18 protein-coding genes are annotated in these 14,048 nt (G+C 71.6%); 13 read left to right on the top strand and 5 right to left on the bottom strand.

Annotated elements, in window-relative coordinates; genetic code table 11:
* Positions 1-42: 42 nt before the first annotated feature.
* Genes AXK61_RS18645 through AXK61_RS18635 form a run of 3 tightly spaced genes read left to right on the top strand, consistent with a single transcriptional unit; the run spans position 43 to position 2,839 of the window.
* Positions 43-1,140 carry a sensor histidine kinase gene (locus AXK61_RS18645; RefSeq protein WP_068746619.1) on the top strand — a complete coding sequence of 366 codons (1,098 nt, stop codon included), beginning with the start codon at positions 43-45 and terminating at the stop codon, positions 1,138-1,140.
* Positions 1,137-1,763 (top strand): response regulator transcription factor, encoded by a 627-nt coding sequence (locus AXK61_RS18640; RefSeq protein ID WP_068569038.1) that lies wholly within the window; start codon positions 1,137-1,139, stop codon positions 1,761-1,763. The genes AXK61_RS18645 and AXK61_RS18640 overlap by 4 nt, the downstream gene beginning before the upstream one ends.
* On the top strand, positions 1,760-2,839 hold the full coding sequence (locus tag AXK61_RS18635) for a lycopene cyclase family protein (RefSeq protein ID WP_068746618.1): 1,080 nt from the start codon (positions 1,760-1,762) through the stop codon (positions 2,837-2,839). Before AXK61_RS18640 ends, AXK61_RS18635 begins: the two co-directional genes overlap by 4 nt.
* Here AXK61_RS18635 and trxA read toward each other — a convergent pair.
* A complete protein-coding gene (gene trxA, locus AXK61_RS18630) occupies positions 2,799-3,176 on the bottom strand; it encodes a thioredoxin (protein ID WP_068746617.1) in 378 nt (125 codons plus the stop codon). The two genes, AXK61_RS18635 and trxA, sit on opposite strands and share 41 nt — an antisense overlap.
* A gap of 128 nt (positions 3,177-3,304) precedes the next feature.
* Here trxA and AXK61_RS18625 point away from each other — a divergent pair, with 128 nt between their 5' ends.
* Positions 3,305-3,868, top strand: coding sequence for a LysM peptidoglycan-binding domain-containing protein (locus tag AXK61_RS18625; RefSeq protein ID WP_068569041.1), 564 nt, complete (start codon positions 3,305-3,307; stop codon positions 3,866-3,868).
* A 73-nt stretch (positions 3,869-3,941) separates the two neighbouring features.
* Here AXK61_RS18625 and AXK61_RS18620 read toward each other — a convergent pair whose 3' ends face one another.
* A complete protein-coding gene (locus tag AXK61_RS18620) occupies positions 3,942-5,174 on the bottom strand; it encodes an acyl-CoA dehydrogenase family protein (protein WP_068746691.1) in 1,233 nt (410 codons plus the stop codon).
* Between the two features lie 127 nt (positions 5,175-5,301).
* Between AXK61_RS18620 and AXK61_RS18615 the strand changes: the two genes are divergently transcribed.
* The gene (locus AXK61_RS18615; protein WP_068746616.1) at positions 5,302-5,751 is read left to right on the top strand and encodes a hypothetical protein; all 450 of its coding nucleotides are present in this window, start codon (positions 5,302-5,304) and stop codon (positions 5,749-5,751) included.
* Between the two features lie 6 nt (positions 5,752-5,757).
* Here AXK61_RS18615 and AXK61_RS18610 read toward each other — a convergent pair whose 3' ends face one another.
* Together AXK61_RS18610 and AXK61_RS18605 are read right to left on the bottom strand one after the other, a co-directional pair.
* Entirely contained in the window at positions 5,758-7,287 is a 1,530-nt protein-coding gene (locus AXK61_RS18610; RefSeq protein WP_068746615.1) for an AMP-binding protein, read from the bottom strand.
* Positions 7,288-7,322: 35 nt separating this feature from the next.
* Positions 7,323-8,288, bottom strand: coding sequence for an aldo/keto reductase (locus tag AXK61_RS18605; RefSeq protein ID WP_068746690.1), 966 nt, complete (start codon positions 8,286-8,288; stop codon positions 7,323-7,325).
* Positions 8,289-8,355: 67 nt separating this feature from the next.
* Here AXK61_RS18605 and AXK61_RS18600 point away from each other — a divergent pair, with 67 nt between their 5' ends.
* A complete protein-coding gene (locus tag AXK61_RS18600) occupies positions 8,356-9,240 on the top strand; it encodes a bifunctional helix-turn-helix transcriptional regulator/GNAT family N-acetyltransferase (RefSeq protein WP_068746614.1) in 885 nt (294 codons plus the stop codon).
* Positions 9,241-9,259: 19 nt separating this feature from the next.
* On the opposite strand, the gene AXK61_RS18595 is transcribed toward AXK61_RS18600, so the two are convergent.
* Entirely contained in the window at positions 9,260-9,547 is a 288-nt protein-coding gene (locus AXK61_RS18595) for a type II toxin-antitoxin system Phd/YefM family antitoxin (RefSeq protein ID WP_068746613.1), read from the bottom strand.
* 77 nt (positions 9,548-9,624) lie between these two features.
* On the opposite strand from AXK61_RS18595, the gene AXK61_RS18590 reads away from it, so the two are divergent.
* From AXK61_RS18590 to AXK61_RS18565, 7 genes are all read left to right on the top strand, one after another.
* The gene (locus tag AXK61_RS18590) at positions 9,625-9,888 is read left to right on the top strand and encodes a type II toxin-antitoxin system RelE family toxin (RefSeq protein ID WP_068746612.1); all 264 of its coding nucleotides are present in this window, start codon (positions 9,625-9,627) and stop codon (positions 9,886-9,888) included.
* The gene (locus AXK61_RS25140) at positions 9,888-10,034 is read left to right on the top strand and encodes a hypothetical protein (protein ID WP_156485745.1); all 147 of its coding nucleotides are present in this window, start codon (positions 9,888-9,890) and stop codon (positions 10,032-10,034) included. Before AXK61_RS18590 ends, AXK61_RS25140 begins: the two co-directional genes overlap by 1 nt.
* Before the next feature lie 90 nt (positions 10,035-10,124).
* The gene (locus tag AXK61_RS18585; RefSeq protein WP_068746611.1) at positions 10,125-10,850 is read left to right on the top strand and encodes a GntR family transcriptional regulator; all 726 of its coding nucleotides are present in this window, start codon (positions 10,125-10,127) and stop codon (positions 10,848-10,850) included.
* Between the two features lie 24 nt (positions 10,851-10,874).
* Positions 10,875-11,102, top strand: a complete 228-nt coding sequence (locus tag AXK61_RS18580) for a 4Fe-4S dicluster domain-containing protein (protein ID WP_068520690.1) — start codon at positions 10,875-10,877, stop codon at positions 11,100-11,102.
* A gap of 17 nt (positions 11,103-11,119) precedes the next feature.
* Complete coding sequence (locus AXK61_RS18575) at positions 11,120-12,460, top strand: ABC transporter substrate-binding protein (protein ID WP_068746610.1); 1,341 nt, start codon at positions 11,120-11,122, stop codon at positions 12,458-12,460.
* A complete protein-coding gene (locus AXK61_RS18570) occupies positions 12,457-13,299 on the top strand; it encodes an ABC transporter permease (RefSeq protein ID WP_068746609.1) in 843 nt (280 codons plus the stop codon). Before AXK61_RS18575 ends, AXK61_RS18570 begins: the two co-directional genes overlap by 4 nt.
* Entirely contained in the window at positions 13,296-14,042 is a 747-nt protein-coding gene (locus AXK61_RS18565) for an ABC transporter ATP-binding protein (RefSeq protein WP_068746608.1), read from the top strand. The genes AXK61_RS18570 and AXK61_RS18565 overlap by 4 nt, the downstream gene beginning before the upstream one ends.
* Positions 14,043-14,048 lie beyond the last annotated feature (6 nt).

Here is a 14,048-nt window from a genome sequence, read left to right as displayed (position 1 = left end):
AGGAGGTGTCGGCACCGTCGGGCCGCTCCCTACGATGGCTGCATGACCTTCGAACCCGCCCGCCGCGTGCGCGCCGTCCAGGCAGCGTTGCTCGCGCTGTCCGCGGCCGGCACGGTCGCGTTCGTGGCGGTCCTGTTCCCCGGGATGCGGGGCGCGGACCTGGCGTCGGGCGCCGCAGCGATGCTCGCGGCCACCGTCGCGGTGGCACTGCTGCGTCCCGTCCTCGCGGCGCCGGTCGTCGCGGCGGCCGGGTGCTTCCTGGTGCTGGGCCCGTGGGCCGAGGCGGCGGAGTCGGGCGCGGCGGTGTGGATCGCGGTGGCCGCCTCGCTCGTCTCCTCCGCGGCCGCGCAGACCGCCCGGGACCGGCGCGACGCGGTGCTCGCGTTCGCCCCGTTCGTCGTGTTCGCGGTGGCCGTCGCCGCGTCCTCGCAATCGGTGTGGGGCGCGTTGGGCTCGCTCGCGCCGGTGCTCGGCGGCTCGACGGTCGGCCTCGGGATCCGGCTGCGGACCGCGGCGCAGGAGCGCCGGGCGCTCGCGGATCGGCAGGCCCGCGCCGACGAACGCCTCGCGCTCGCCGCGCAGCTGCACGACCTCGCCACCGCGCGCCTGACCCGGATCGTGCTCGCCGCCCGGTCCGCGGGGCAACCCGGGATCGAGGCCGATGCGCAGGCCGCACTCGCCGACCTGCGGCGCGTCGTGATCGGGTTGCAGAGCGACGACGCGCCCTCGGCGCCGCTCGCCGCGGGCGGGCTCGTCGCGGCCGCCGACGTCGACGGCGCGGTCGCCGACGCCGTGCACCGGGCCCGGGACGCGGGCCAGCACGTCGACCTGACCGGCTCGCTCGGGGCGCCACTCCCCCGCGCCGCCGCCGACTGCCTGGCCCGAGTGCTCGAGGAGGGCCTCGCGAACGCCCGCAAGCACGCCGCCGGAGCGCCGGTCGACGTCGAGGTCACCCCGCACGGCCTCCGGGTGCACAACCCCCTGTCGGAAGCCGATCCGGCGCTCGCCGCGACCGGCAGCGGCACGGGCCTGCCCGGACTCGACGCCCGCACCGCGCTGGTCGGCGGCACGCTCCGGCACGGCCGCTCGCCCGACGGCGGCTGGACCCTGCAGGCCGAGTTCCCGGCGGCCGCCCGATGACGGTGCGCGTGCTGGTGGCCGACGACGACCCGATCGTCCGGGAGTATCTGCGGTCGGTGCTGTCCACGGAGCCGGACCTCGACGTGGTGGCGACGGCGGCCGACGGCGCCGCGGCCGTCGAGGCGGGGATCGCGTACGCGCCGCAGGTCGCGCTCCTCGACGTCAGGATGCCCGGCGTCGACGGCATCGTCGCGACCCGTGCGCTCCGCGACCTCGATCCCCCGGTCGCCGTCGTACTCATCACCACGCTCGACACCGATGCCGTGCTGGTCGACGGGCTCGCCGCGGGCGCAGCGGGATTCGTCGTCAAGACCGCCGAGCCGGCGCTGCTCGCCTCCGCGGTGCGGACCGCCGCGAGCGGCGGGTCGCTGCTCTCCCCCGACGCGCTCGCCCGGCTGGTGCGCCTCGCCGGCGATCGGCCACGCCGCGATCCTCGGGTCGACGCACTCGGCCCGCGCGACCGGGACGTGCTGCGCGAACTCGCGACCGGCGCGTCCAACGCGGAGATCGCGGCACGCCTGTTCCTGGCGGAATCGACGGTGAAGGGCTACGTCTCCGCCCTGATGACGCGCCTGGATTGCGCCAACCGGACCCAGCTCGCCCTCATCGGGGCGGGCCTGTGAGAGCGACCCCGGACCTCGTGGTGCTGGGCCTCGGCCCGGCCGGGCGGGCCGTCGCGCACCGGGCCGCGGCGGCGGGCCTGACGGTGCGCGCCTTCGACCCCGCGCCGGACGCGCGGTGGCGGCGCACCTTCGGCCTGTGGGCGGACGAGCTCCCGCCGTGGCTCCCCGCCGGGGTCGTCGCCGCGGTCTCGTCGCCGCAGGTGATCGCGCGGACCCGGTTCGACCTGCGCCGCGAGTACGCCGTCCTCGACGTCGACCGCCTGCAGGACGCGCTGTCGCTCGACGGCGTCGACGTGCGCGCGGACCGCGCCGGCCGGGACGGGCACGGCGGCGCCTTCGTCGTCGACGCGCGGGGGCCGGCACCGTCGGGAACCCCGGACGTACCCCGGCAGACGGCCGCCGGGGTCCTGGTCCCCGTCGGGGCGCACGACGAGCTCTGGATGGACTGGCGGGTCGCGCCCGGCGTGCCCGACGGTGCGCCGGCCTCGTTCCTGTACGCGGTCCGGGTGTCCGAGGACGCCCTCCTGCTGGAGGAGACGTGCCTCGCGGGGGCACCGGCGCTGACCGTCGCCGCGCTGGAGGCGCGGCTGCGAGCCCGGCTGGCGGCGCGCGGTGTCGCGGCCGGTGAGCTGCATGAGCGCGTGGACTTCCCGCTCCTCTCGCCCGGTCCGCGACGCGGAGACGGGTGGTGCGGGGTCGGCGTGCGGGGGACGACGCTGCACCCGGCGACGGGCTACTCGGTGGCGGCGGCGCTTGCCTTCGCCGACGATGCGGTCGCCGCGCTGCGGGCCGGTCGCAACCCGGTGAGCCGGGGCGATGTGGCGGCCCACCGGCTGCGGGAGGCCGGATTGCGGGCGTTGTTGAGCATGTCGCCGGACGAGCAGCGCGACTTCTTCGATGTGTTCTTCGGCCTCCCGGACCGGCGCGTGCGTGCGTTCCTGTCAGCCCGGACCCCGACGACGACGAACGCCGCAGCGATGGCTGCGGCGTTCGTGGCGGCACCGTGGGGGCTGCGCCGGCGCCTGGCGCGGGCGGTTACTCCGCCGGCTTCTCCGCGGCCTGCTCGCCGCCGTTGAAGTCGGCCTGCTCGATGTCGAGGGCGCGGGCCTGCGAGATCAGGTCCTCGAGCGCCGCGGGCGGGAGTGCGCCGGCCTCGTTGTAGACCAGGTTCCCCTTCTTGAACACCATGAGGGTGGGGATGGAGCGGATGTTCGCGGCGGCTGCGAGGCTCTGCTCGGCCTCGGTGTCGACCTTCGCGAAAACCACATCGGCATGGGCCTCCGATGCCTTCTCAAAGGTGGGTGCGAAGGTGCGGCAGGGGCCGCACCAGGAGGCCCAGAAGTCGACCAGCACGATATCGTTGCCGGTCACGGTCTGATCGAACTTGTCAGAGGTCAATTCAATGGTCGCCATACCCCCACCAACGAATTTTCCGACTCCATGATTCCCATTCGCCGAAATGTCGGATGGGCTCGCTATCCTCTACTCGGGCGCGCACCCGCGCGCCGCATGTACACCGGTACATCTTTAAGGGGATACACATGACCGACGTGCTTCGCGCAGGTAACCAGCTCGGCCTCGGGGAGACTCTCGACTCCCTCAACGGCGGCTACACGCTGACCCTGCAGGGCGATGGCAACCTCGTGCTCACCGAGGGCGCCGGCACCGTGGTGTGGGCCAGCGGCACCGAGGGCAAGGGTGTCGAGCGGGCCAACTTCCAGACCGACGGCAACTTCGTGCTCTACAACGGCGCCGGCGAGGGCGTCTGGTCGACCAACACCGAGGGCTCGGGCGCTGACCGCCTCGTCCTGCAGGACGACCGCAACCTCGTCGTCTACGCCGGCGATGCCGACAAGTGGGCCTCGAACACGGCCACCGATCAGCCCGCCCCGGCCCGTCAGGCCGCTCCGGAGCCCGAGCCCGTCGCCGCCGAGGCGCCGGCCGCTCCCGCGCCGCGCACCCACACCGTCGCCTCGGGCGACACCCTGTGGGCCATCGCCGAGCAGTACCTGGGCGACGGCAACCGCTACACCGAGATCGCGCAGCTCAACGGCATCGCGAACCCGGACCTGATCAACGTCGGCCAGGTCATCACCATCCCCTGATCTGCCTCCGACGGGCATCACAGCACCGGCCGGCCCTCATCGCGAGGGCCGGCCGGCGGCGTTGTAGGGCGGCCTACTCCCCGCGCAGCAGCCCCTTCGCCACGTGCGTCACCTGGATCTCGTTGCTGCCCGCGTAGATCATCAGCGACTTCGCGTCGCGGGCGAGCTGCTCGACCCGGTACTCGGCCATGTAGCCGTTGCCGCCGAAGAGCTGCACGGCCTCCATCGCCACCTCGGTCGCGGCCCGCGAGCTGTAGAGCTTCATCGCGGACGCCTGCGCCAGCGTCGGCGGCTTCCCGGCCCGCGAGGCCTCGATGGCGGTGAACAGCATGTTCTGGACATTGATCCGGGCCACCTCCATCTCGGCGAGCTTGAGTTGGATGAGCTGGAACTTCCCGATCTCCTGGCCCCACAGCGTGCGGGAGCGGGCGTAGTCGATGGACAGTCGCTGCGCCTCGTTGATGATGCCCAGGCTCAGCGCCGCGATGCCGATGCGCTCGGCGGTGAAGCCCGCCTTCGCCGACGCGCCGCCGCCACCCGGGGTCTCCTCGGTCTCGCCCAGCAACCGGTCCGCGGTCAGGTGGACGTCGTCGAAGAACAGCTCGCCGGTCGGCGAGCTCATCATGCCCATCTTCTTGAAGGCCTTGCCCTGCGTGAGCCCCTCCATGCCCGTGTCCAGCACGAACGTGAGCACCTTGCGGTCGCGGATCGGCGTACCGTCGCCCTCGTCGAGCTTGGCGAAGACGACGATCGTGTCGGCGTGCGGGCCGTTGGTGATGAAGGTCTTCTGCCCCTTGAGGATGTAGCCGCCGGAGCCGTCACGGCGCACCGTCGTCTTCATGCCCCCGAGCGCGTCGGAGCCGCTGTCGGGCTCGGTGATCGCCCACGCGCCCACCTTCTCCATGGTGACCAGCTCGGGCAGCCAGCGCTTCTTCTGCGCGAGGGTGCCGCGGGACTTGATGGTGGACACCGTCAGGCCCATCGAGACGCCCATCGAGCCGATGAGGCCGAGACTGACGCCCGCCATCTCGACGTTGAGGATGAGGAACATCGAGGAGCTGAGCGTGCTGGATCCGCCTGCCGGCGATTTCTCAGCCTTCTCCCCGTTTTCTTCTGCGGCGAGCTCCGCCTCGAGATTCTCCCGGTTCACCTGGTCGATACCGAAGCTCTGCAGCATCTTCCGGGTGATGTCGTAGGGCGGCAGGGCGCCCGTCTCCAGCTCGTCGACGTGCGGGCGGACCTCCTTGTCGATGAACGCGCGCAGCGCGTCGCGCACCATCAGGTCTTCCTCGGACCACTCGAACACGGGCATCCTCCTATGTAGAACGTGTTCTATCTTTGGTCCATCATCCCACTCCGCCGGCCCGACGGTGCGCCGAACCTCCGAAAGCGCCCTTGACCTGAAGCATCGTTGAGGAAATAACGTCGTCGGCATGGAGACCTACACGGACGACCGCATCCTGCAGCAACCCATCGGCTACTGGTCGAGCATGGCCGGGCGCGCGGTGGTGACCTTCATCCGCGCGACCCTCGAGCGGCACGGCCTCACCCAACCGCAGTGGTGGACGCTCAACTACGTCGCCGACCGGCCGGCGGCGGTCACGATCGACGAGGTGGTCGACTTCCACCGCGGCTTCGTCGACACCGACGACGCCCTCCGTCCGGACGCGCTCGCCCTGATCGCGACCGGCCTCCTCCTCGAGGTCGACGGTGCCCTCACCGTCAGCCCGGCGGGGCAGCAGCGCCGGGAGGAGACCTGGTCCGACGTGCACGCCGCCCTCGCGACCATCCGCGAGGGCGTCACGGACGACGAGTACATCACGACGGTCCGCTCGCTGCAGCGGATGATCGACAACGTCGGCGCGACGGCCTGGCACGCCTGAGAGGCGTCAGTTGACCTTGCGCTCCAAGGAGTCCCAGAAGGGCGCGCGCAGCACGAACTTCTGGATCTTGCCGGTCGCGGTGCGCGGCAGCGCGTCGACGAAGTCGATCCGTTTGGGGCACTTGTAGCCGGCGAGGTGCTCGCGGGTGTGGGCGATGAGCTCCTCCGCGGTGACGCCGTCCGCCACGACGATCGCGGTCACCAGCTCGCCCCACTTCTCGTCGGGGATGCCGATCACGGCGACCTCGCGGACCGCGGGGTGCAGGGCCAGCGCATCCTCGACCTCGATCGAGGTGACGTTCTCGCCGCCGGAGATGATCACGTCCTTCTTGCGGTCGGCGATGGTGAGGTACCCGCCCTCGAAGGTCCCCCGGTCGCCGGTGTGGAACCAGTCGTCCTCGAGCGCCGCGGCGGTCTCGACCGGCTTGTTCCAGTACGCGGTGAGCGCGTGGTTGGTGCGGGTGAGGATCTCGCCGTCCTCGTCGATCTTCAGCTGCACGCCGAGCGCCGGGGTGCCGGCGCGGCCCAGCCGGCGGGCCACCTCCATCGGATCGTCGGCGGCCCACTCCGCGCGCTCGCGGTTCACCGTGAGCAGCGGCGAGGTCTCGGTGAGGCCGTAGATCTGGATGAACTCCCAGCCCAGCTCGAACCGCACGCGATGGATGACGCGCGTGGGCGGCGGGGCGCCCGCGCAGATGACGCGGACGGTGCCGCTGCCCGGGATCGGGCCGTCCCACTCGGCGGCGGCGTCCAGCGCCGCGGTGACCACTGCGGGCGCGGCGCACATCACCGTCACCCCGTGGTCGCGGACGCGGCGGAGGATCTCGGCACCGTCGACCTTGCGGAGGACCACGTGCTTGATCCCGATCCCCGTGGCGGCGAAGGGCATTCCCCAGCCGTTGGCGTGGAACATGGGCAGGGTGTGCAACAGGACGTCGTTGTCCGTGAGCGCGACGTGCAGGCCGAAGGTGGTGGCGTTGAGCCACAGGTTCCGGTGGGTGAGCTGCACGCCCTTCGGGCGAGCCGTGGTCCCGGAGGTGTAGTTGATGGTGGCGGTGGCGGTCTCGTCGCCGTCCCACGGCCGCGGGTCCGACGGCGCGCCCGCCGCCCCGAAGATCTTCTCGTCGTCGCGGCCGAGCACGAAGACGTGCTTCGCGGTGACGGTCTCGGCGAGGTGCTCGACCTCGGGGTCGAGGATCAGCACCTCGGCGCCCGAATCCTCGACGATGTACTCCACCTCCGCGGGCGCGAGCCGGAAGTTCACCGGGACCAGGATCCGGCCCCAGCCGGAGACGCCGAAGAACGAGGTCAGCAGGCGTGCGGCGTTCTGCGAGACGATCGCGACCCGCCCGCCGACGGGCACGCCGAGCTCGTCGAGCCGCGCGGCCTGCCCGCGGGCGAGCGCCGCCATCTCGGCGTAGGTCTTCTCCCCCCACGACAGTGCCGGCTGGTCCGGCTCGTCGACCATGCCGATGCGGTCGGGATAGACGATCTCGGCGCGGTCCAGAAAGTCACGGACACCCAGGTTCACGAACATGCGGACAGGCTACGTGCGGGCCGAACCGTCCGGGGTCAGAACGCGAAGGTGGTGTACCCCGTGGGGCGGGCCGCGACGATTCCATCGATCGCGGCGAGATCCTCGATCGTGGGTTGCCACGCGGCGGCCGCGACATTGGCGGCGATCTGCTCGGCACGGCTGACGCCGGAGATCACCGATCCGACGGCGGGCTGCGCCGCGAGGCCGCCGATCGCGACGTCCAGCAGCGACACGCCGCGGTCGTCGGCGAATCCCTGCAGACCCTCGATGACGTCGAAGTCGGCGCCCTCGAGGCGGTGCGTCTCCTGGGCGAGGCGCGTCCCCTCAGGGGCCGCCTGGTCGCGCTTGTACTTGCCCGTGAGCAGACCGTAGGCCAGGGGGAAATAGGGCAGCAGGCTCATGCCCACGCTGTCGAGCGCGGGCACGAGCTCCGTCTCGGCGCTGCGGTTGTACAGCGAGTACTCGTTCTGCGCGGTGATGAAGTGCGGCGTGCCCAGCGTCTCGGCCAGCCAGTCGGCGCCCACCACCTCCCACGCCGTGAAGTTCGAGCAGCCGATGTAACGGACCTTGCCGGTGGCCACGAGGCCGGAGAGGGTCTCGAGGGTCTCCTCCAGCGGCGTCACCCGATCCGGCGTGTGCAGCTGGTAGAGGTCGATGTAGTCGGTGCCGAGGCGCCGCAGGCTGCCCTCGACCGCCTTGTGGATGTAGTTGCGGCTCGCCCGGACGCCGTGATCCTCGCCGTAGAGGCCCTGTGTGTCCATGCCGAACTTCGTCGCGACGACCACCTGGTCGCGGCGCGAGCCCAGGGCCCGCCCGAGCAGTTCCTCGCTCGCGCCCGAGCCGTAGCTGTCGGCGGTGTCGAACAGGGTGATCCCCGCATCGATGGCTGCGCTCACCACCTCGTCGGTGGCGCGCTGGTCGATCCGGCGGCCGAAGGCGTTGCAACCCACGCCGAGTGTCGAGACGATGAGCCCGCTGGTTCCGAGTGGTTGGTAGCGCACGCCGACCACGGTACGCAGTTCCCGCGGCCGTTGCCCCGCGACGATATATCTGACTAAAGTCAGAGACATGAGCGAGCAGGTGGACGGGGTCCGGCGGTTCAACCGCGCGGTCACGCAGCGACTCGGGGTCCTCCAGGACCGGTACCTCGCGCGGGACCGGCCCCTCGGGCAAGCCCGGCTGCTCTGGGAGATCGGGCGCTCCCCCGGCGGCGTCGACGTCCGGGACCTGCGCGCGCGCATGGATCTCGACTCGGGCTACCTCAGCCGCCTCCTGCGCGCCCTGGAGTCGGACGGCCTGGTCGCCGTCGGGACCGCCGACGGTGACGGCCGCCTCCGGACCGCGCGGGTCACCCCCGCGGGCGCGGCCGAGTACGACGAGCTGGAGGCGCGTTCCGAGGACGCGGCGCGGGCGCTGCTGGACCCGCTCTCCGACGGGCAACGCGAGCGGCTCGTCGCGGCGATGGCACAGGTGGAGCGGCTGCTGCTCGCCTCGCTCGTGCGGGTCGACGAGTCCCGACCCGATACGCCCGCAGCGATTTTCGCGGCACGGGAGTACTACGCGGAACTCGCCGAGCGCTTCCCCGACGGGTTCGACCCGGGCATCGGCGGCGCCGTCGCCGATCCGTCGATCACCCCACCGGCGGGTCTGCTGCTGGTCGCGCGCCTGCGCGAGGAGACGGTGGGCTGCGGCGCGCTCACCTTCCAAGACGGCGGGTTCGCCGAGGTCAAGCGAGTGTGGGTGGCCCCGACGGCTCGCGGACTCGGACTGGGCCGGCGGATCATGGCCGAGCTGGAGGGCCGCGCGACGGCCGCCGGCGTGCGGACCCTGCGGCTGGACACGAACAGTGAACTCACCGAGGCGATCGCCCTGTACCGGGCACTGGGCTACCGGGAAGTGGAGCGGTACAACGAGAATCCGTACGCGCAGCACTGGTTCGCGAAGGATCTCTGAACGAACCCAGCAGTGCCGCTCACTCCGATTCCGCGTCCTCGGCATCGAGGTCTGCCAGGAGCGCGTCGCCGCTGATGCGATAGCCGTCGTCGTCCCGAATCGCCTCGCGAAGCAGCGCCGCGTCCGCCGCATCTTCCAGGCGCTCGAAGTATGCGAGATCGTCCGCACTGATCAGCGCTGCAGCCGGCTTACCGTGCCGCGTGATGATCACCCGCTCGTTCGTATATGCCGTTCGCGCCACGGTGTCGCCGAGCGAGGAACGCAACTCGGCGATGGGAACCTCCGGATGGTCGGCAGTCGTGGTCATGAACCCATTCTAGGTTCAATTGGTGCGCTTTGGCCATACCTACCGGTCTGTACCAAAGGCTCGGTAGTGTCGTGGCCATGGGGTACGAGGTCTCCTTCACGCGCAGTGCCGAAAAGGACCTGCGCCGAATCGGGCGCGGAGACCCCGGGCTGCGCAGGCGGCTCGTCGCCGCCGCGCAGGCTCTCGCAACGAATCCCCGGCCGGACGGCTGCAAGAAGCTCAGCGGCATCGCCGGATATCGGATTCGAGTACGGGAGTATCGGATCCTGTACACGATCGACGACGGTGTCGTCACCGTACGAGTCTTCCGGTTCGCGAGCAGGGCTGAAGCCTACGAGTAGTGGCGGGCGACGCGATGGACCGTGAACTGACCGCCGAGAACGAGTCGATCAGCGAGATTCAAATCCGCGGCCCGGGGCCACGGGTCGCGCAATACCGCACCGTGGCGGCGAAATCCCAGGTCGGAGGCCCCACACCCGCGCGCTGACCGGCGCAATCGACGCGGCTCAGGCGACGGTCCCGGGCACCCCGTCCGCGACGCACCGGACACGGCCCCGGCGGTTCCTATCGTTGCCGCATGCCAGCCACCGACCGCCCGATCCGCGCCGACTCCGCGCGCATCGTCGCCGACGTCCTGCGCCAGGCGATCCACGACGGCACCTACCGCGGGACGCTGCCCGGCGAGGACGACCTCGGCGACCAGTTCTCCGTCTCCCGCGGAACCGTCCGCGAGGCCCTGGCGATCCTGCGTTCGGAGGGCTGGATCCGGCGCGGTCCGCGCGTCGGCACCGAGGTGATCGCCCGCACCGTCGACCACGGGCTCGACAGCCTGCGCGGGCTCCGCGAGACGCTGTCCCTCCACGGCGAGGTCCGGAACCGGGTCCGCACCGCCACCCGGTTGGTGCCGCCGCCGATCGTCGCCGAGAAGCTGAGCATTCCGGCCGGCGAGGAGGCCGTCTACCTCGAGCGGCTGCGCTACCTCGACGACGAGCCGGTCAGCCTGGACCTGACCTACCTGGTCGCGGACATCGGCGACCTGCTGCTCGAGCAGGACCTGGAGAACGAGGACGTGTTCCCGCTCATCGAGGCCGTGTCCGGGCATCGGCTGGGCAGCAGCGACTTCAGTCTCAGCGCGGCGGCGGCCGACCCGCACACCGCGGCGAACCTGGAGATCGCCACCGGCTCCCCGCTGCTGCTCTACGAGCGCCTCACCGGCCTCGACACCGGACGCCCGGTGGATCTCGAGTACATCCGGATGCGATCCGACCGGATCACCCTGCGCGGCACCCTCCGCCGCGACTGACCCCGACACGGAAGAAGGCACCCCATGGCCCAGGTCGAACAGCGCGTCGACGTCCCCGTCACCATCGACGCCTCCCTCTGCATCGAGGGCTGCAACATCTGCATCGAGGCCTGCCCCCTCGACTCGCTCGCCCTCGACCCGAGCACCAACCGCGCCCATATGTACGTCGACGAGTGCTGGTACTGCGGCCCCTGCGCCGCCCGCTGCCCCACCGGCGCCGTCACCGTCAACATGCCCTACCTGCTGCGTTAGTCCTTCGGAGAACCACCATGCCCCCTCGCTCAGCCATCCCCGTGCTCGCGCTCGCCATCCTCGCCGTGAGCGCCTGCTCCCTGCAGCCCTCCTCCGACGGTGCCGCCCGGACCCTCGTGGTCGGTTACCAATCCAAGACGATCAATACCGTGACCGCCGGAACGCTCCTGCGCGCCAAGGGCTTCCTCGAGAAGCGGCTCGCGCCGCTGGGGAAGTTCCACATCGACTGGCAGGACTTCGACACCGGCGCCCCGATCACGAGCGGGATGCTCGCGGGCAAGATCCAGATCGGCTCGATGGGCGACTACCCACTGCTGATCAACGGCTCCCGCGCGCAAGCGAACCCCGATACCGAGACATCGGTGCTGTCCGTCACCGGGTCGAGCGCCCGCGGCTCGCTCAACTCGGTGGTCGTTGCGCCGGGTTCGCCGCTGCACCGCCTGACCGACCTGCGCGGGAAGCGGATCTCGGCCTCGGTCGGGTCCGCCGGGCACGGCACGGTCGTGACCGCGCTCAGCCGCGCGGGCGTCGCGACGCACGACTACACCGTGATCAACCAGCAACCCCAAGTGGGCGCCAGCGCCCTCGAGTCCGGGCAGATCGACGCGCTGGCGCAGTTCGTGGCCTGGCCCGGCCTGCTCGTCCAGCAGGGCAAGGCTCGGTTGCTCTACGACGGCGGCGAACTCGGGACGCCGACCCTGCACGGTGTCGTCGCGAACACGAAGTACGCGGCCTCGAACCCCGCAGTGGTCCGCGCATTCCTCGAGGCGCAGTTGGACGCGACGGACTTCCAGCGCGAGCACCCGCTCGACGCGGCACAGGAGGTCGCGAAGGCCAGCGGGCTGCCCGCCGAAGTGGTCTACCAGTACAACGGACCGGGCGGCACCGACCCGAACCCCTCGCTCACCGCCCCGCTGATCGGCGCACTCAAGGGCGATGTCCCCTACCTGCAGTCGATCGGGCAGTTCGGCGCGCCGCTGGACGTGGACCGCTTCGTCGACCCGAAGCCGCTGGCCGACGCCCAGTCCGCGCACGGCGGGTTCCACTACGACGCGGACACCCCGCCACCGTCGCCGACCTCGGAGATCTGGTTCGACGGTGCCACCACCACCGAGACCTTCCCCGACGCCACGGCGCTGATCCGAGCGCTCGCAGGCACCGGCCGGAAGGTCAAGGCCGCGTACGTCTCCGACGCACTCACCGGCACCCGGTGGTACGCGGACCGCGCACTCTGGCTGCGCGACGGCGACGCGTACGTCCCCTTCGCCGGGCCCGACGCCCGCGATCGGTACCTCGCCGCGCACCCGTCCGCGGTGCCGGTCGAGTACCGAGCCCTCCTCGAGGAGGCCCGACGATGACCGCGCTCGACGCGCTGCCCGTCGCGGCGTCCCGGACGTCCCCCGCGAACCCGATCGCCCGGCGGATCACATGGCCGTCCTGGCCGGTCCGCGTCGCCGTGGTCGCCGCCGCGGTCGCCGTGTGGCAGCTGTTGACCACGAACCACGTCGCGCTGAGCTGGATCCGGTTCGACACACTGCCGTCGGCGAGCGCCGTCGCCGAGCGGTTCGCGCAGTCGGTGCGAACCGGCGACTACTGGCTCGATCTCGCCCAGTCGCTGGTCCGGATCGGGACCGGCTTCGCCGTCGCGTCCGTGCTCGGCATCGCCGCGGGCGTGGCGCTGGGTCGCTCGCGCACCGCGGAGCTGACCTTCGGCACGGTGATCGAGCTCGTCCGGCCGATCCCCGCGATCGCGCTGGTCCCGGTGATGATCCTGCTGCTCCCCTCGTCCGAGGCGGGCATGGTGGCGATCACCGCGACCGCGGCCTTCTTCCCGATCGTGGTCAGCGTGCGGCACGCGGTCCGCGCGCTGCCCACCGTCTGGGAGGAGTCCGTGCGTACCCAGGGCGGCGGCGATATCGCGGTGCTGCGACGGGTCGTGTTCCCCGGGTCGCTACCGGGAGTGTTCTCGGGCCTGTCGGTGGGGGTCGGGGTGTCGTGGATCTGCCTCGTCTCGGCCGAGATGATCTCGGGTCGCCTGGGCGTGGGCTACCGCACCTGGCAGTCGTACACCCTGGTCGACTACCCGGCGGTGTTCGTCGGGATGCTCACCATCGGGGTGTTGGGCTTCCTCACCTCCGCGTTCATCGAGCTCGCCGGGCGACGCGTCACCCGCTGGCTCCCCCGGGGCGAGCGATGAGCGCCGTCGTCGCGTCCGCGACGCGCACGGGCCTGCGACTGCGCCTCGACGGCGTCGACATCGGCTATCGCGGGACGCCCGCGGTCAGCGGGCTGGATCTGACCATCGAATCCGGGGAGCGCCTCGTCCTGACGGGGCCGTCCGGGTGCGGCAAGTCGACGGTGCTGCGTACCCTCGCGGGGCTCCTCCGCACCGACGCGGGCACCGTCCACGCCGACGGTGCGCCCGTGACCGGCCCGGATCGCGACCGCGCCATGGTCTTCCAGGAGGACGCCCTCCTGCCCTGGCGCACCGTCGAGAAGAACGTCCGCCTGGCGCTCCAGTTGCGGGGCGTGGCCCGGCACCGTCGGACGGAGGACGCGCAACGGTGGCTCGCCGAGGTGGGCCTGAGCGACTACGCCCGGCACCTGCCGCGGGAGCTGTCCGGAGGCATGCGGCAGCGGGTCCAACTGGCTCGCGGCCTGGCCGGGGCTCCCCGCGCCGTGCTCATGGACGAGCCCTTCGGCGCGCTGGACGCACAGACGCGCAGCGAGATGCAGGCACTGCTGCTGCGCACCCTCGACGCTCATCCGGCGACCGTCGTCTTCGTCACGCACGACGTGGACGAGGCGATCCTGCTCGGCGATCGGATCGTGGTCATGGGCCGGCGCGGTGAGCCCGTCCGTGCCTCCTTCGACGTGCGCCGCGCACCGTCGGCCTCCGCGCTGCGCGCGGGGCTCGTCGACGCACTGACCGAACGCTGAACAGCC

The sequence above is a fragment of the Tsukamurella pseudospumae genome (assembly GCF_001575205.1).
GTDB classification, from domain to species: domain Bacteria; phylum Actinomycetota; class Actinomycetes; order Mycobacteriales; family Mycobacteriaceae; genus Tsukamurella; species Tsukamurella pseudospumae.
Note: the sequence above shows the minus strand (reverse complement) of the source record. Positions and strands in the feature narration are given on the sequence as shown.